Annotated in this window: 16 protein-coding genes and 3 tRNA genes; 4 read left to right on the top strand and 15 right to left on the bottom strand. The window is 71.6% G+C overall.

Annotation, left to right across the window (positions count from 1 at the left end):
- Positions 1-75 precede the first annotated feature (75 nt).
- The 3 genes from AB0877_RS09880 to leuC form a co-directional block, all read right to left on the bottom strand.
- On the bottom strand, positions 76-759 hold the full coding sequence (locus tag AB0877_RS09880; protein ID WP_366608208.1) for an HU family DNA-binding protein: 684 nt from the start codon (positions 757-759) through the stop codon (positions 76-78).
- 172 nt (positions 760-931) lie between these two features.
- Positions 932-1519 (bottom strand): 3-isopropylmalate dehydratase small subunit, encoded by a 588-nt coding sequence (leuD, locus tag AB0877_RS09875; RefSeq protein ID WP_366608207.1) that lies wholly within the window; start codon positions 1517-1519, stop codon positions 932-934.
- 14 nt (positions 1520-1533) lie between these two features.
- Complete coding sequence (leuC, locus tag AB0877_RS09870) at positions 1534-2979, bottom strand: 3-isopropylmalate dehydratase large subunit (RefSeq protein WP_366608206.1); 1446 nt, start codon at positions 2977-2979, stop codon at positions 1534-1536.
- Between the two features lie 49 nt (positions 2980-3028).
- Between leuC and AB0877_RS09865 the strand changes: the two genes are divergently transcribed.
- Positions 3029-3715, top strand: a complete 687-nt coding sequence (locus AB0877_RS09865) for an IclR family transcriptional regulator (RefSeq protein WP_007456408.1) — start codon at positions 3029-3031, stop codon at positions 3713-3715.
- Positions 3716-3881: 166 nt separating this feature from the next.
- Here AB0877_RS09865 and AB0877_RS09860 read toward each other — a convergent pair.
- From AB0877_RS09860 to AB0877_RS09845, 4 genes are all read right to left on the bottom strand, one after another.
- Positions 3882-3954: transfer RNA gene (locus AB0877_RS09860), tRNA-Glu, on the bottom strand.
- A 175-nt stretch (positions 3955-4129) separates the two neighbouring features.
- Positions 4130-4202 (bottom strand) — tRNA-Glu (locus tag AB0877_RS09855).
- A 133-nt stretch (positions 4203-4335) separates the two neighbouring features.
- Positions 4336-4407, bottom strand: a tRNA-Gln gene (locus tag AB0877_RS09850).
- 108 nt (positions 4408-4515) lie between these two features.
- Positions 4516-5319 (bottom strand): fumarylacetoacetate hydrolase family protein, encoded by an 804-nt coding sequence (locus AB0877_RS09845; RefSeq protein WP_366608205.1) that lies wholly within the window; start codon positions 5317-5319, stop codon positions 4516-4518.
- Between the two features lie 173 nt (positions 5320-5492).
- Here AB0877_RS09845 and AB0877_RS09840 point away from each other — a divergent pair, with 173 nt between their 5' ends.
- Positions 5493-6968 carry a hypothetical protein gene (locus AB0877_RS09840; RefSeq protein WP_366608204.1) on the top strand — a complete coding sequence of 492 codons (1476 nt, stop codon included), beginning with the start codon at positions 5493-5495 and terminating at the stop codon, positions 6966-6968.
- A 35-nt stretch (positions 6969-7003) separates the two neighbouring features.
- Entirely contained in the window at positions 7004-7870 is an 867-nt protein-coding gene (locus AB0877_RS09835) for a 3-methyladenine DNA glycosylase (RefSeq protein WP_366608203.1), read from the top strand.
- Here AB0877_RS09835 and arfB read toward each other — a convergent pair.
- The 7 genes from arfB to AB0877_RS09800 all read right to left on the bottom strand — a co-directional run bounded on the left by arfB (position 7867) and on the right by AB0877_RS09800 (position 13573).
- A complete protein-coding gene (gene arfB / locus AB0877_RS09830; RefSeq protein ID WP_366608202.1) occupies positions 7867-8292 on the bottom strand; it encodes an alternative ribosome rescue aminoacyl-tRNA hydrolase ArfB in 426 nt (141 codons plus the stop codon). The two genes, AB0877_RS09835 and arfB, sit on opposite strands and share 4 nt — an antisense overlap.
- A gap of 34 nt (positions 8293-8326) precedes the next feature.
- Complete coding sequence (locus AB0877_RS09825) at positions 8327-8623, bottom strand: hypothetical protein (RefSeq protein ID WP_210786404.1); 297 nt, start codon at positions 8621-8623, stop codon at positions 8327-8329.
- A gap of 97 nt (positions 8624-8720) precedes the next feature.
- Complete coding sequence (locus tag AB0877_RS09820; protein WP_366608201.1) at positions 8721-9575, bottom strand: trypsin-like peptidase domain-containing protein; 855 nt, start codon at positions 9573-9575, stop codon at positions 8721-8723.
- A gap of 38 nt (positions 9576-9613) precedes the next feature.
- Positions 9614-10573, bottom strand: coding sequence for a VWA domain-containing protein (locus tag AB0877_RS09815; protein WP_366608200.1), 960 nt, complete (start codon positions 10571-10573; stop codon positions 9614-9616).
- Positions 10570-11583: a DUF58 domain-containing protein gene (locus tag AB0877_RS09810; RefSeq protein WP_366608199.1), complete on the bottom strand. Its 1014-nt coding sequence runs from the start codon at positions 11581-11583 to the stop codon at positions 10570-10572. Before AB0877_RS09810 ends, AB0877_RS09815 begins: the two co-directional genes overlap by 4 nt.
- Entirely contained in the window at positions 11580-12629 is a 1050-nt protein-coding gene (locus AB0877_RS09805) for a MoxR family ATPase (protein WP_366608198.1), read from the bottom strand. The genes AB0877_RS09810 and AB0877_RS09805 overlap by 4 nt, the downstream gene beginning before the upstream one ends.
- 437 nt (positions 12630-13066) lie before the next feature.
- Entirely contained in the window at positions 13067-13573 is a 507-nt protein-coding gene (locus tag AB0877_RS09800; RefSeq protein ID WP_366608197.1) for a hypothetical protein, read from the bottom strand.
- Between the two features lie 341 nt (positions 13574-13914).
- On the opposite strand from AB0877_RS09800, the gene AB0877_RS09795 reads away from it, so the two are divergent.
- Entirely contained in the window at positions 13915-14901 is a 987-nt protein-coding gene (locus AB0877_RS09795) for an endonuclease/exonuclease/phosphatase family protein (RefSeq protein ID WP_366608424.1), read from the top strand.
- Positions 14902-15054: 153 nt separating this feature from the next.
- On the opposite strand, the gene cimA is transcribed toward AB0877_RS09795, so the two are convergent.
- Positions 15055-16638 carry a citramalate synthase gene (gene cimA / locus AB0877_RS09790; protein ID WP_366608196.1) on the bottom strand — a complete coding sequence of 528 codons (1584 nt, stop codon included), beginning with the start codon at positions 16636-16638 and terminating at the stop codon, positions 15055-15057.
- Positions 16639-16798: the final 160 nt, after the last annotated feature.

Genomic DNA, 16798 nt, shown 5'->3' with positions numbered 1-16798 from the left:
CGTACGCCGAGAAGCCGTCCTGGTACGCCGAAAGGGCGCCCACCCACCGGTGGACGCCCTCGCGGTACCTGTCGGTCAGCGCTTGCTGGCCGCCTTCTTGGCCGGAGCCTTCTTCGCCGGCGCCTTCTTGGCCGCCGTGCTCTTGCTCGCCGCCGCGGTGGTCTTCTTCGCCGCGGTCGACCGGGTCGCGGCGGTGGTCTTCTTCGCCGCTGTGGTCTTCTTGCTGGCGGCCGTCTTGGTCGCCGTGGTGGTCTTGCTCGCCTTGGCCGGGGCGGTCTTCTTGCTGGCGGCCGTCTTGGTCGCCGTGGCGGTCTTGCTCGCCTTGGCCGGGGCGGTCTTCTTGCTGGCCGCCTTCGCCGTGGTCGCCTTGGTGCCCGCCGCCTTGGCGGTGGCCGCCTTGGTGCCGGTCGCCTTCGTGCCCGCCGCCTTGGCCGTGGCGGTGCTGGTGGCGGTCTTCTTCGTCGCCGCCGCGGCCTTCGGCACCTTGCCGCTGGCCACCATCTCCTTGAACCCGGCGCCGGGGCGGAAGGTCGGGACTGACGTCTTCTTGACCTTCACCGCCTCGCCGGTACGCGGGTTGCGCGCTGTTCGCGCGCCACGCACACGCTTTTCGAATGCTCCGAATCCGGTGATCGCCACCTTCTCGCCCTTGGTGACCGCCGCCTGGACCTCGGTGAGGACCGCGTCGAGCGCGGCCGTCGCCATCTTCCGGTCCCCCAGGCGAACGGCGAGCGCCTCGATGAGCTCGGCCTTGTTCACGACTTCCTCCCGATTGTGCAACTGACTCGTCGCGAGCCATTCTGCGCGCACGGTATGCCCTGTGCTGCCTGGACACAAACATTCGGTAGAAAAAAGCCCTTGTGTCGTAACGGATTCACCCCCACCGGATGGACCGATGGGGGTGAAATCCGCTGTGCCGACGGCCTAACGGCTATGCCACGGAGGGCAGGAAGGGCAGTCGGCGCGCCTCGTAGGAGTCGATGTCGGCGCCGTGGCGGAGGGTGAGTCCAATGTCGTCGAGGCCCTCCAGCAAGCGCCAACGGCTGAAGTCGTCGAGCGGGAACGACCAGCTGGCGTCCCCCGCCCGGACCTGGCGGGCGGTCAGGTCGACCGTCACCGCAGTGGTGGGATCCGCTTCGACCAGGTCCCACAACTCTTCGACGGCTTTCAATTCCAACTCGACCGGCAACAGACCTTCCTTGAGAGCGTTGCCGCGGAAGATGTCACCGAAGCGCGGGGCCACCACGGCGCGGAAGCCCCAGTCCCGTAGCGCCCAGACGGCGTGTTCCCGGGAGGACCCCGTGCCGAACTCCGGACCGGCGATGAGGATCGACGCCCCGGAATAGTTTTCATCGTTGAGCACGAATGCCGGGTCTTCCCGCCAGGCGCTGAACAGCCCGTCGGCGAAGCCCGTCCGGGTCACCCGCTTGAGGTACACGGCGGGGATGATCTGATCGGTGTCCACGTTGGACCGGCGCAGCGGCACGGCGGTGCCGGTGTGGGTGGTGAACTTGTCCATCTCGTCGGTCCCTTCTACAGGTCGGCGGGGGCGGCCAGCCGGCCGACCACGGCGGTGGCGGCGGCCACCGGCGGCGAGACCAGGTGGGTGCGCCCGCCCCGGCCCTGACGGCCCTCGAAGTTGCGGTTCGAGGTGGAGGCGGAGCGCTCGCCCGGCTTCAACGTGTCGGGGTTCATCCCCAGACACATGGAGCAGCCGGCGAACCGCCACTCCGCCCCGGCGTCGGCGAAGACCTTGTCCAGGCCCTCGGCCTCGGCGGCCTCGCGCACCGCGGCGGAGCCGGGCACCACGAGCATCCGCACGCCGTCGGCGACCCGGTGGCCACGCAGCACGTCGGCGGCGGCCCGCAGGTCCTCCAGACGCCCGTTCGTGCAGGAACCCACGAACACCACGTCGATCGGCAGCTCCCGGAGCGGGGTGCCGGGACGCAGGTCCATGTACTCCAGGGCGCGGCGTGCGGCGGCCCGCTCCGAGTCGGTGACGAACTCCTCCGGGTCCGGCACCGGCGCGCTCAGCGGCGCGCCCTGCCCCGGGTTGGTGCCCCAGGTGACGAACGGCGTGATCTGGCTGGCATCCAGGGTCACCTCGGCGTCGAAGCGCGCGCCCTCGTCGGAGGGCAGCGTCCGCCACCACGCCACCGCCGCGTCCCAGTCCGCGCCCTGCGGCGCGTTCGGTCGACCCTTGAGGTACGCGAAGGTGGTCTCGTCCGGCGCGATCATGCCGGCCTTGGCGCCCCACTCGATGGACATGTTGGCGATGGTCATCCGTCCCTCCATGGAGAGGGCGCGGATCGCGTCGCCGCGGTACTCGACGATGTGCCCGCGACCTCCACCGGTGCCGACCTGCGTGATCAGCGCGAGCACCAGGTCCTTGGCGGTCACGCCGGGCGCGAGCCGGCCGGTGACGTTCACGGCCATCGTCTTCGGCCGGCTCTGCGGCAGCGTCTGGGTGGCCAGCACGTGCTCCACCTCGCTGGTGCCGATGCCGAAGGCGAGCGCGCCGAACGCGCCGTGGGTGGCGGTGTGCGAATCGCCACAGACGATCGTCATGCCCGGCTGGGTGACACCGAGCTGCGGGCCGATCACGTGCACGATGCCCTGGTTGTCGTCGCCGAGCGGGTGCAGCCGCACCCCGAACTCCGCGCAGTTGCGGCGCAACGTCTCGATCTGCGTACGCGACGTGGGGTCCGCGATGGTGAGCAGGTCACCACGGCGGAGGCGGAACGCCGGGTCGTCGTACCCGGTCGGGGTGTTGTGGTCCTCGGTCGCGAGGGTCAGGTCGGTACGACGCACCCGGCGCCCGGCGAGCCGCAGCCCGTCGAAGGCCTGCGGGCTGGTCACCTCGTGCAGCAGGTGCAGGTCGATGAAGAGCAGGTCCGGCTCACCGGCGGCGGACCGTACGACGTGCGCGTCCCAGACCTTCTCGGCCAGGGTCCTCGGCTCAGGAGTGACTCCCACCATCTGGACATCCTAAATTCTGGGAGGTAAGTTTCGGCTTGTGGGACACAGTATGAGCGGTGTCGGCGTTCTCGACAAGGCGGTGGTCATCCTGGCCGCCTGCGTGGACGGCGCCAGCCTGGCCGAACTCGTCGAACGCACCAAGCTGCCCCGGGCCACAGCACATCGCCTGGCCCAGGCCCTGGAGATCCACCGAATGCTGGTGCGGGACACCCAGGGCAGATGGCGGCCCGGCCCCCGTCTGGGTGAGCTGGCGAACGCCGCACCGGACGTTCTGCTGACCGCCGCCGAGCCGCTGCTGGCCGCGCTGCGCGACGCCACCGGTGAGAGCGCGCAGCTCTACCTGCGCCGCGCCGACGAGCGGATCTGCGTGGCGGCGGCGGAACGCGCCAGCGGTCTACGGGACACCGTTCCGGTCGGCTCGGTGCTGCCGATGACGGCCGGCTCAGCGGCTCAGATCCTGCTGGCCTGGGAGCCGCCGGAGGCGGTCATGCCGCTGCTGCCGCGCAGCAAGTTCACCGGACGCACCCTCGCCGAGGTACGCCGTCGCGGCTGGGCGCAGAGCGTCGCCGAGCGGGAGGCCGGTGTGGCGAGCGTCTCCGCCCCGATCCGCGACCGCACCGGCCGGGTCATCGCCTCGGTCAGCATCTCCGGCCCGATCGAGCGCCTGGGCCGCCGCCCCGGCGAACGCCACGCCATGGCAGTGGTAAGAGCCGGCCAACGCCTCTCCGGCCTCTAACCCCCGCCGCCCCTCTCCCCCCGACCCGGCCCGCCCTCGTTGATCATGAAGTTATTGTCACGACACGCCGAGGGTGAGGGCAATAACTTCATGATCAACCGGGGTGAGGGGGTGGGGTGGGACGGGAAAAGGCTCATCTCGCGGCGGCGAGATGAGCCTTTGGTTGTAGCCCCGACCGGATTCGAACCGGCGCTACCGCCTTGAGAGGGCGGCGTCCTGGGCCGCTAGACGACGGGGCCAGAACTTTTCCGTTCACCACCCTCGCGGGCGGTGCGAATGTAGTCTAGCGGCACCGTACCCGGGCGCGAGCGCGGGGTGCGCTGTCGCGCGAGGGTCCGACAGGACGCCGGGCCGGGCCCGACAAGCGGACACGAAACAGCCCGCCTCACGAGGTGAGACGGGCTGTGCTCGCTGTAGCCCCGACCGGATTCGAACCGGCGCTACCGCCTTGAGAGGGCGGCGTCCTGGGCCGCTAGACGACGGGGCCAGAACAACTTTGCTCCCCCACCTCAGCGGTGGAGGAGCTGCACTCTACCGAAGACCACCCTCCGCCCCCGAAGGGGCGGAGTCGAACTCCGTCAGAATCCAGCGTCTGGACATTCTCGCGAATTCCAGCAGCGCTGGGGTACCAGGACTCGAACCTAGACTAACTGAACCAGAATCAGTCGGGCTGCCAATTACCCCATACCCCATTGGCCCCTTGCGGCGCCGGGAGTGAACTTTACCCTCCCGGTGCCGGCAGGCCAAATCCGATCCCCCCGAACCACCCGTGAGCTGCGGAAACAGGGGCATCAGACGGATCAGGCGACGGGAACCACCGGGTTGGTGAGCTCGCCGATGCCGTCGATCCGCACGGTGACCGTATCCCCCTCGACAAGCGGGCTAACCCCGGCTGGAGTGCCGGTGAGAACGACGTCGCCGGGCAGGAGGGTCATGACGTGCGAGATGTACGACACCAGGCCCGGCACGTCGAAGACCATGTCCTTCGTCCGGCCGAGTTGGCGTACCTCCATCTCCTCCGGGTTGCGACCCACCTCACACCGGATCTCCAGGTCGGACACGTCCAGCCCGGTGGTGATCCACGGACCGATCGGGCAGAACGAGTCGAAGCCCTTGGCCCGGGTCCACTGCCCGTCCGACCGCTGGAGGTCCCGAGCGGTGACGTCGTTGGCGCAGGTGTAGCCGAAGATGGCCCGTTCGGCGGCGGCGCGGTCGGCGCGGCGCGCACCCGGCGCCCCGATCACGACGGCGAGTTCCGCCTCGTGCTCGACCTGCTTGGAGAAGATCGGCAGTCGGATGGCGTCCCGGGGGCCGATCACCGAGGTGGACGGCTTGAGGAAGAGCAGCGGCTCCTTGGGCACCTCGTTGCCGAGCTCGGCGGCGTGGTCGGCGTAGTTGCGGCCGACACAGACCACCTTGCTGGGCAGGATCGGCGAGAGCAGCCGGACGTCGGAGAGGGCCCAGCGGGCCCCGGTGAAGGAGAGGTTGCCGAACGGGTGGCCGTCGATCTCGGCGATGGTCAGGCCCTGCGGCCCGGCCTCCGCTTCGCCTTCGACGGCACCGAACGACATTCCCTTGGCATGGGCGAAACGAGCGATACGCACCCGGACAATCTAGCGCCGCCGGCACCCCGACCGGCCAGGACCGGCCGTGGGGTGTGCTCAACCCGTCACCGCGCGCACCCTAGCCGAGCCGGAGGTGACCGGGGTGGACTTCTCGACTTCGTACCCGCACGGAGCCGGCCGGCCCCTAGCGTCGGCTCCGGAGGTTCGTTCGTATGCCTGCATCGACACGACACCACAGAGCCCTCGCAGTGTTCGTGCACTGCCTCGGCATCCTCGCCGCCGTGCCGGCCCTACCGACGGCGGCCCCGGAGGTGGCGGCCACGCCACGACCACCGGCCGCCACCCAAGGACCACCGGCGGCCACGCACCGACCACCGGCCGCCACGCCAGAACCGACGGCCGCCGCACCACCGGCCGCCACGGCACCACCGGCCGCCACACCGGCACCGGTGGGGACCCGGCCGCCGGTGGCGATGGTCGCGCGAGTGACCGAGCCCACCCCACCCTCGGCGCCACCGGCGATGGCACCACCGACCCGGGCACCCGCCTCGGCGCCCCCGCAACAGGTCACCGTGGCGGTGGCGACGGAGAGCAGCGCGGCACCGAGGTACCGGATCCAGGTGCGCAACGTGAGCAACTCGCCGCTGGAGACCACGGTGCGTCAGGAACTGCCGCCCGGCTCGTCGACGACCGCGATCAGCGGTGGTGGCCGGTCCACTCCGGCCGGCGGATCGGCCACCGAGGTGACCTGGCGGCTGCGGCTGCCCGCGCACAGCACCACCACCCTGGGCACCGCGCTCGCGGCGACCGCGCCGGGCCGGCCGCTGACCGCGCCGACCTGCGCGTTCACCAGTGACGGCAGCCGGCCGTACGACTGCGCAACGGCCACCTGGCAGGCGGCAGCGGCACCGGCGGCCGAGGTGAGCGAGGCACCGCCGTGGCGTCGCTACCCGGTGCTGCTCGCCGGACTGGCGGTCCTGCTGCTGATCGGTGCCACCCTGGTCTGGGTGTGGCGACGTCGGCGCGGGCGTCGGGTGACGGCTGCCGCGCTCGCCACCGGCGGCGGCGCCGAGGATGGTCGCGGGACGGTCTATCCCCGGCCGGCAGCCCCGAGTCCGGTGCGGCGTCGGCGTACCCCGCCGGTCTGGATGGTGGTGGGTGCCGCCGTGGTGGTGCTCGCCGGCGTGGTCGGCACCGCGGGTTGGACGGCGACCCGGCAGGTCTCAGCTATCGACACACAGAAGCAGCCCACCAGCGGCGCGTGGGTGGGCACCGGGGTCGCCGGGGCGATGGGAGTGCCGCTGCGCGAGTCGGCGTTCGAGTTCACCGTGTACCGGATGACGTGCGGCGCGCCCGGCACCGCCGGGAAGGCCGCCGGCGGCGGTGCCGCACCGGCCGACGGGCGACGCTGCGAGGCCACCGTCGGGGTGCGCAACGTCACCGGCGACCACCAGCCCTGGCACAGCGAGCTGCAACGGGCGTACCTGCCCGGTGGGCGCTGGGTGAGCACCGACGAGTCGGCCACCCGGACGGCGAATCTGGGTCGGGACGTCTTCGCCGACCCGATGGCGGCGGGCACCCGGATGGTGCTCCCGCTGGTCTTCACCGTCGACGGGCGGGACCCGCCCCAGCAGTTGGAGCTGCGCAGCGGGGTGTTCTCCGCAGGCGTCCGGGTGCAGATGCCCTGACCGGGTGCGCGGGCGGCGGTCGTACCCTGGGGTGCGTGACCGCCGCCCTCGCCCCCGCCGTGCTCGACGCGGCGCAGTGGCAGGCCCGCCGGCGGGCCCACGAGGAGCGGGTGGATGTCTGGCTGACCCCGCACCTGGCCCGGCGACGACGCGGTGAGCGGCATCCGGTGGCCGACTTCCTGTTCACCTACTACTCGCACCGTCCGGCCCAGCTGCGGCGCTGGCATCCGGGGCCCGGGGTCGAGCTACGGGACGCCGACCCGGCCGAGTTCGGCCGCGACTACCGCGCCGGCACCGCCGGGGTCACCCTCGACACCGAGGGGGTACGCGCGCGGCGCGGGGAGTCGATCGCCTGGATCCGCTCGCTGCTGGAGGCGACCCGGGGACGGGCGCCGCACTTCGGCTGCTTCGGGATGCACGAGTGGGCGATGGTCTACCGGCAGACCCGGGAGGAGTTGCGGCACAACGCCTGGCCGCTGCGGCTCGACGCGGAACGCACCGCCGAGGTCGTCGAGGAGCGGGGCGTGCGGTGCAGCCACTTCGACGCGTTCCGGTTCTTCACCCCGCCGGCCCGCCCGCTGAACCTGCTCACCCCCAGCCGGGAGACGCAGCACGCGCACGAGCAGCCAGGTTGCCTGCACGCCAACATGGATCTCTACAAGTGGGCGTACAAGTTGTCGCCGTTGGTCGCCTCGGAGCTGGTGGCCGACGCGTTCGACCTGGCCCGGGACATCCGCACGCTGGACATGCGGGCCAGTCCGTACGACCTGGCGGCCCTCGGCTACCCGCCGGTGCGGGTGGAGACCCCGGACGGCCGGGCGGAGTACGCGGCGGCGCAGCGCGGCTTCGCCGAGCGTGCCGCCGTGCTGCGCGACCGGCTGCTCGCCGCCGTCCCGGGCTAGTCGTCGTCGGCGCGGCGGTCTCGTTTGCGTTGGGACTGGCGCTTCTTCTCGGCCAGTCGGCGTTCCTTGGCCCCGCGTGACGGGCGGGTGGCACGGCGGGCCGGCGGTGGGGGCGCGGCGGCCTCCCGCAGCAGAGCTGTCATCCGGGCCCGGGCCGCCTCCCGGTTGGCCAACTGGGCCCGGTGTTCGCTGGCGGCGATCGTCAGCACCCCGTCGACGAGGCGGTTGGCCAGCCGGGCCAGCGCCCGCGACCGCAGCCACTCGGGCACGGTCGGCGAGTTGGCCAGGTCGTAGCTCAGCTCGACCCGGGAGTCCGCGGTGTTCACGCCCTGCCCGCCCGGCCCCGACGAGCGGGAGAAGCGCTCCCGTAGCTCCCCGGCGGGGACGACCCACCGGTCGGTCACCCGCAGTCCGTCGTCCACGTCCCGAGGCTAACCCGCGACGACCTGCCGGGGGTCATCGGTGCGGAGGCTCACTCTGCGTCGGGGACTGGCTGGGCGCGGGCCCGGCGGTCTCCTCGTCGGAGCCGACGGCCGCGTACGCCACCGCGCCGAAGAGCAGCACCCCGATGACCGCGGCCTTCACGACGACGCCGCGGATCAGTGACCAGGCGCCACGACGAGCGCCTGGCACCGATTTCTTGACGGTCTGGTAATCGTTCCACCCTCGCCGTGCCCGGGCGTACGCCGACCCCACTGCACATCCGATGACCAGGCCCACCAGCAGGAGGACCGTGAGAAGAGGACGCTCCACCTCAGCCAGTATCCATACCGAGCGTCATATTTCCATTGTCCGATGCCGTCCGGCCGGATATCCGACAGTGCTGGCCCCGTCAGGGCGTTCGCGCAGCTCAGCCGCCCTTGCCGATGATCGTGTCGGCGGTCTGCTGCACCTGGTCGATCGGGATGGCGAACCCGATGCCGATCGAGCCGTTTCCATCGATGGTGGCGATCGCGGTGTTCACCCCGACCACCTCCCCGCGCGCGTTGACCAGTGGCCCACCGGAGTTGCCGGGGTTGATCGACGCGTCGGTCTGCACCGCCGTGTGCCGGTTGTTGCCGAGCCGCACCTCCCGGTCGAGCGCGCTGACGATGCCGGCGGTGACCGTCCCCGCCAGACCGAGCGGCGAACCGACCGCGAGCACCGGCTCACCGACCCGGGTCGCGCCGGGCTTGGCCAGGGGCAGCGGGGTGAGACCGGCCGATGCCGGCACCTTCAGCACCGCCAGGTCGCTGCGCGGTTCCCGTCCGACCACCTCGGCGGCGAACCGGCGGCCGTCGGGCAGCTCGACGGTCACCGGTCCGCCGCCGCCCTTGGCCAGGATGTGGTCGTTGGTGATCAGGTGCTGCTGGTCGTCCACGGCGAAGCCGGAGCCGGTCGCGGATCCGCTGCTCGCGCCGCCGGCCAGCACCGACACCACCCCGGGTACGGTCCGCGCGGCAGCGGTGACCAGCTCGGCCGGCACCGGGGCGGCGGACGCCGCGGCCGGGCCACCAGCCCCGTCCCGACTGGCCACCACGCCGCCGGCGAGAGCACCGGAGACGGCCGAGACCGCCACCACGGCCAACACGGTGAACAGCCGCCCGGGCCGTCGCCCGCCCGGGTCGCGCTCGGGAGCGTCCCACCACCCGCGCCCGTCCGGGTCGAGTTCCGGTGAGATGAACCAGGGACCGCGCGGTTCGCCCAGTCCGGTCTGCACTGCCATGCGTACTCCTCACTGTCGACGTCGGTGGTGCGCGGCGGTCAGGGCAGCCGGGAGAACCAGCGCATCGAGCCGGCGGCGGCGCCCATGGCGAACACCAGTCCGAGGCCGATGAAGCGGGCCGAGATGTCCTGCCGCTCGGTGCGGTAGCCGACCGAACTGCCGATGTCGTCGTAGACGGCGCGCAGCTCGTCGGTGGTGCTGGCCTCGTGGAACATGCCGCCGGTCTCCTCGGCGACCGCCCTGAGGGTCTGTCCGTCCACCGGCACCTGAATGGGCCGTCCACCTCGGTCGACGAACCCGGACGGGGTGCCGAACGAGATCGAGTGCACCGGCACCTCCGCCTTCACCGCTTCCGCGGCCGCCTCCATGGGGTCCATTCCGGAGGTGTTGGCACCGTCGGAGAGCAGGATGACCCGGGCGGGTGGGGTCTCCTTCGCGGCCTCGCTGTCGAGGCTCTTGACCGCGCCGAGTGAGGTGTTGATGGCCTCGCCGATCGCGGTGCCCTGGACGCCGGTGATGCCCTCGGCGAGCCGGTCGATCCCCTCGTCGAGGGCGTCCCGGTCGGTGCTCGGCGGCACCAGTACGGCGGCACTGCCGGCGAACGCGACGAGACCGACGTTGAACTCGTCGGGCAGGCCCTTGACGAAGCGCCGGGCGGCTTCCTTGGCTGCGGCCAGCCGGTCCGGTTCGACGTCGGTGGCGAGCATCGACGTGGAGACGTCCACCGCCACCATCACCGTGGCCCGTTCCCGGGGCACCCGCACCTCGGCGCTCGGTCGGGCGAAGCCGACCACGAGCAGCGCCAGCATGGCCAGGAAGAGCCCCGCCGGTACGTGCCGACGCCAGGCGGGCCGCTCCGGCGCCACCCGGTCCAGCAGCCGCAGGTTGGTGAAGCGGACCGCGTACCGGCTGCGTCGCCGTTGCAGCACCAGGTACGCGACGACCAGGGCGAGCACGCCGAGCAGCAGCCAGAGTCGCAGCGGCGACTGCCAGATCACGCGGCACCTCCCCGGGGCCGGCCGACCGGCGCGGCGGCCAGCCGACGCTGGGCGTGCACGTGCCGGACGATGTCGGCGCTCCAGTCGCCGTCGGTGCGCAGCGGCAGATGGGTGGCCCCGCTGCGGCGCAGCGCCTGGTGGACCTGTTCGCGCTGGGCGGTGGCGGCCTCGGCGTACCGCTCGCGCAGCCCACGGTCCGATGTGCACACCTCACGGTGTCGACCGGTCTCCGGGTCGACGAGCGTGATCAGGCCGACGTCCGGTAGTTCCAGCTCCCGGGGGTCGGTCACCTCGATCGCCAGCACCTGGTGCCGGACGGCCAGCCGGCGCATGGTCCGCTCCCAGGGTGCTGCCTGCGCGGCGTCGTCGGGCAGGCCGTCGAGGAAGTCGGAGACCACCACGACCAGCCCACGCCGGTTGGCGATCCGGTGCAGCGCGTCGAGCCCGTCCGCCAGGTCGGGCGGTCGGGTCGCCGGCACTCGCGCCGGCCGGCCGGTGGGCGCGGTGGCCCGGGGGGCGGCGAGCAGCGCGCGGAGCAGGGAGAGCAGGTGGGTACGCCCGCTGCGGGCCGGGAAGCGGCGTACCCCGTCGGCGCGCAGCACCTGTGCGCCCAGGCGGTTGCCGACGCCCGCGGTCAGGAAACCGACCGCCGCGACGGCAGCCACCGCCAGTTCCCGTTTGTCCAGCTCGGCGGTGCCGAACTCCATGCTGGCGCTGCCGTCGACGAGCAGCCAGGTGGTCAGCTCCCGGTCGGCGTCGACCTGCCGGACGTGCGGGACGGCGGTCCGGGCGGTCACCGCCCAGTCCATCCGGCGCACCTCGTCCTCGCCCGGCCGGTATTCGCGACTGCCGGAGGGTTCACTGCCGGGACCGGGCAGCAGTCCACGGTACTGGCCGTGCAGCAGGCCGTTCAGCCGACGCGTGACGGTCAGCTCCAGGCGACGCAGGCGCTGGTCCGGGGCCAGCTCGGCCAGGCCGGGGTCGGCTGGCGCGACGGTGGCGCGTCTCATGCCGCCGCCAGATCCGGTGTCTGCTGCGGGTGTCCGGCGGCCAGCCGGGGCGGCGGTACCGCATCGACGAGCCGTCGCACCACGCTCTCAGCCGTCACCCCGTCGGCCACCGCGTCGAAGGAGAGCACCAGCCGGTGGGCGAGGACGTCGACGGCCAGCTCGCGGATGTCCTCGGGTAGCACGTACTCCCGCCCTCGCAGCAGGGCCTGCGCCCGGGCCGCCGCGACCAGGCCCAGGGTTGCTCGGGGGCTGGCCCCGTACGCCAACAGCGGGGCGATCTCCGGTAGCCCGAACCGGCCCGGGTCGCGGGTGGCGAGGATCAGCCGCACCACGTACTCGGCCAACGCGTGGTGGACGAAGACCCGCTCGGCGTGGGTCTGGAGGTCCCGCAGCCGTTGGGCGTCGAGCACCTGGCGCGGGGTCGGTCGGTCGGTGCTCATCCGGTAGAGGATGGCCAGCTCGTCGGCGTCGCTGGGGTAGTCGACGACCACCTTCATCAGGAACCGGTCACGCTGCGCCTCCGGGAGCTGGTAGACCCCCTCGGACTCGATCGGGTTCTGGGTGGCCAGCACCAGGAACGGCTCCGGCACCGGCCAGCTGCGCCCACCGATGGAGACCTGCCGTTCGGCCATCGCCTCCAGCAGCGCCGACTGGACCTTGGCCGGGGCCCGGTTGATCTCGTCGGCCAGCACCAGGTTGGCCATGATCGGGCCCAGCTCGATGTCGAAGGTCTCCTTGGACGCCCGGTAGATCCGGGTGCCGACTATGTCGGAGGGCACCAGGTCCGGGGTGAACTGGATCCGGGAGAAGGTGCCGCCGACCACCGTCGCGAGGGTCTGCGCGGCCAGTGTCTTGGCCACGCCGGGCACCCCCTCCAGGAGGCAGTGTCCGTTGGCGACCAGGGCGGTGAGCAGGCGTTCGACGAGGCGATCCTGCCCGACGATCACGCGTTTGACCTCGAAGAGGGTCTGTTCCAGCTCGATGCCGGTCGGCTCCGGATCGACCGGGCTGGGCATGCTGGCCAGGGTGTCCGAGATGTCCGTCACGGTGCTTGCTTCCCGGGCACACGTCCGGCAAACGTGGGATTGTGCGGCCCGGACCGGCCCGGAGTGGCCGGAACGGGGATGAGCCGCGCGCAAGGGTGACGACCGTCGCGAGCCCGCCGAGGAGCGCACAACCGGCAGGTGACCAACCGCCGGATGCCCGACCGGGCACGAACCGGTCGAGGACAGCCCTCGCCGATCTCGCGAGGCTGCCGTCGCCCGACGCGGAGCTGACCCGGGTCGACGGCGACGCCGATGAGCGGGCCGATCCGCTCGGGTTCAGGGAAGTCGGGGCGTCCGCATGATCGGGACACCCCGGGTTACCGACAGCCGGGTGGATCGGATTACCCGGCCAGGCCGGCCGAGGTAGCGGCCGGCGCGCTGAGCGGACAGAGTCCGGCCCCCGTGCCGGATGCGACGGGGGCCGGATGTCGGGTCGGTCAGGGTGTGTGGGTGAGCAGGGTGAAGCCCAGGTTGGCCGGCACCCCGGCCGAGTTGCGGGTCTGCACGAAGACCGCGTTGGGCGTCAGCAGCCGCGGGGCGACCGAGACCTCGCCGCCCGGCGGGATGCAGCAGGAGCCGGACAGGGACAGGGTGGCCAGGAAGGCGCCGGCCGAGACGTTGTAACCGAAGATCACCTCGTACTCCCCGACGCCGTACTTGACCACGGTGCCGGTGCCGCGCGCCTTGGTGCCATTGGAGTTGACGACGGTGTAGACGTTGGTGGCCACCAGTGGGGTGGCCGCGTTCGCCTTCAGCGCGGCTTTCGCGAGACGCGCCGACTCGGCGCTGACCGGCGGCTGGGAGTTCGTGCCGCGGGCCGGCTGGACCGTTTCCTGCGGCGCCTTCGCCGACGGCTGGGCGATAGCGATGCCCCCGCCGGCGAGACTGAGCCCCAGGACAGCGAACGTGACCGCCGCCACCTTACGTCGGAAGGATGTGCTCATGACAGGTCCCCCTTGTGTGAGCGTGCGAATTCGGCCGACCCGCGGGGCGGGACGGATGACTGCCAACAAATAGGCGTACGACGACAGTTAGGCGGGCGAAAGCTGCCTTGCTCACACCCGACGAGATTGATTTCTCAGCAATCTACATCCCCTCTGAGCTGCTGTTACTACTCAGAGTTGCGTCGTTTAAGCCAGATGGAACGTAGCACCGGAAAAAGCCACCAGTCAATAGTTGATCTCGCTTTTCCGGGGTGTCAACCAACCGTCAGACAATGATGAAATGTGAGCGCATCACCATTCATGAAATGGTTTCGCCGGGCCCTACTAGGATCATCTTCGTGATCGTCGACGCGCCATCCGCGCACCGGAACGCCCGGCTCGGCACTGCGCTCTGCTGGGTTGCCGTCGTACCCACCGCCCTCTGGGCGGTAGCCCGACTGGTCGGCCTGGACCGGGGGCCGCTGGTGCAGGCGCTCGCGTTCACGCCGTACGTCGCGGGGGTCAGCGTGCTGGTCCTGGCTCTCACGCTCGCCCTGCGGCGCTGGTGGCCGGCGGCGGTCGCGGCCCTGGCGGCGGTGGCGTTGCTCGGTGCCGTCGCACCTCGGGCGCTGGCCAACCCGCAGCCGGCAGCGGCCGGGCCGACGGTTCGGCTGCTCACCGCCAATCTGCTGGCCGGTGCCGGCGACGCGCGGACACTGGTGGAGCTCATCCGGCGACACCGGGTGGACGTGCTCACCGTGCAGGAGTTCACGCCCGACGCGCAGGCCGCCCTGGATCAACTCGGTCTCGCCACGCTGCTGCCGCACCGGAAGCTCAACCCCGAGATCGGCACCACCGGCTCCGGGCTCTACTCACGGTGGGCGATCACCGACGGTGGCGTCCGACGCAACCTCGACGGCTGGGGCTTCAGCCAGGCGTACGCGACGGTGTCCGTCCCCGGCGGGCCCCCGGTCCGCGTCGAGTCGGCCCACCCCTCGGCACCGTACGCGCTGGACCAGGTGGGTGCCTGGCGTGCCGACCTGACCGCCCAACCTCCGGCCACCCCGGACGGTGGCCTGCGGATCCTCGCCGGAGACTTCAACGCGACCCTCGACCACAGTCCACTGCGGGCACTGCTGCGCAGCGGATACGTCGATGCCGCCGACGCGACAGGGCAGGGTCTGACCGGCACCTGGGGCCCGTACGACGGCGATCTCATCCCACCCGTCACCATCGACCACGTCCTGGTCGACCACCGGATAGCGGTCCGCTCCGTGCAGGTGCTGACCCTCCCCAACACCGACCACCGCCCCCTCCAAGCCACCCTCACCCTCCCCCAAACCCCCTAACCCCCCGCCCCACCCCCGCCCCACCGCGCCGATCTTGCACTTTCTGTCCCGGCATCAGCGACAAAAGCCGCATGACGTCGACACAAAGTGCAAGATCGGCGAGAGCGGGGGCGGGGGCGGGGGGCGGTGTGGGCGGGGGTGTGGCGGTGGGGGTTAGACGGGGGTGGGGGCTAGGCCGTAGGTCAGGGCGTCCACCAGGGCGTGCCAGCTGGCTTCGACCACGTTGGGGTGGACGCCTACCGTGGTCCAGTCGCGGCCGTTGCCGTTCGAGGTTTCCAGCAGCACCCGGGTGACCGCGCCGGTGCCGTGACTGCCCTCCAGGATCCGCACCTTGTAGTCGGCCAACTCGAAGTCGCGCAGTTGCGGATAGTGCCGCGCCAGCCCCACCCGCAGCGCCTCGTCGAGGGCGTTGACCGGGCCGTTGCCCTCGGCGGTGGCGATCACCCGCTCACCGCGGACCCGGATCTTGACGGTCGCCTCGGAGACCACGGCGCCGTCCTCACGGTGCTCGACCAACACCCGGTACGACTCCAGGGTGAACGGTCGGGCCGGGCTGCCCTCCGGCATCTCGGAGCGCACCAGCAGCTCGAACGAGGCGTCGGCCGCCTCGAACGACCAGCCACCCGCCTCCAACTCCTTGACCCGCTTGGTGACCCGGTTCAGGGCGTCCGGGCTGGCGGCCAGGTCCAGGCCGAGCTCACGACTCTTGAGCTCGACGCTGGCCCGACCGGCCATCTCCGTGACCAGGATCCGCATGTCGTTGCCCACCACCGACGGGTCCACGTGGTTGTAGAGCAACGGGTCGACCTTGATCGCGCTCGCGTGCAGCCCCGCTTTGTGGGCGAAGGCGGCGGCCCCGGCGTACGCCTGGTGGGTGTCGGGGGCGATGTTGGCGATCTCGGCGATGGCGTGCGAGACCCGCACCATCTGCGCCAGGCAGCCCTCCGGTAGGACGGGCATGCCGAGCTTGAGTTGGAGGTTGGCGACGACCGCGAAGATGTCGGCGTTGCCGGGGCGCTCGCCGTACCCGTTGGCGGTGCCCTGCACGTGGCGGACGCCCGCCTCGACGGCGGCGATGGTGTTGGCCACCGCGCAGGCGGTGTCGTTCTGGGCGTGCATACCGAGCAGCCCGGCGTCGATCCCGAGCCTGTTGGTCAGGTCCTGGATCACGGCGGTCACCTGGGACGGCAACATGCCGCCGTTGGTGTCGCAGAGCACCATCCGTTCGGCGCCGGCGGCGAGCGCGGTCTGCACCACGGCGGCGCCGTACGCGGGGTCGTGCCGGTAACCGTCGAAGAAGTGTTCGCCGTCGACGAAGACCCGTCGACCCTCGCGGACGAGGTGGTCGACGGTGTCGTGGATCATCGCGAGGTTCTCCGCGCCGGTGGTGCGCAGCGCGCGCTCGACGTGCCGGGTGTCGGCCTTGGCGACCAGGGCCACGGCCGGGGTCTGCGCGTCCAGCAGGGCGCGTACCTGGGGGTCGTCCGCGACCGCGACGCCGGCCTTGCGGGTGGCGCCGAACGCGACGAGTACGGCGTGCCGCAGGTCCAGCTCGGTGCGGGCGCGGCGGAAGAACTCGGTGTCCTTGGGCACCGCGCCCGGCCAGCCGCCCTCGATGAAGCCGACGCCGAACTCGTCGAGCAGCCGGGCCACGGCCAGCTTGTCGACCACCGAGTAGGTGAGTCCCTCGCGCTGAGCGCCGTCGCGCAACGTGGTGTCGAAGACCTGGAACGTCATCAGGATCCTTTCTCGGAGCAACAAAAAGACCTCCCGCGGATGCGGGAGGTCTGCGCGCTCGGCAGAGGGGAGAGCCGGCGCGCTAGGTCGCAATAATCAGGGCGGTGCTGGTCACGATGGCCACTCTGCCACCCTCGCCCCGAATGTGGGAGGAACAATC

The sequence above is a fragment of the Micromonospora sp. NPDC047644 genome (assembly GCF_040704315.1).
GTDB lineage: Bacteria > Actinomycetota > Actinomycetes > Mycobacteriales > Micromonosporaceae > Micromonospora.
The sequence above is the reverse complement of the archived record's forward strand: the minus strand, read 5'-3'. Positions and strand labels throughout refer to the sequence as shown.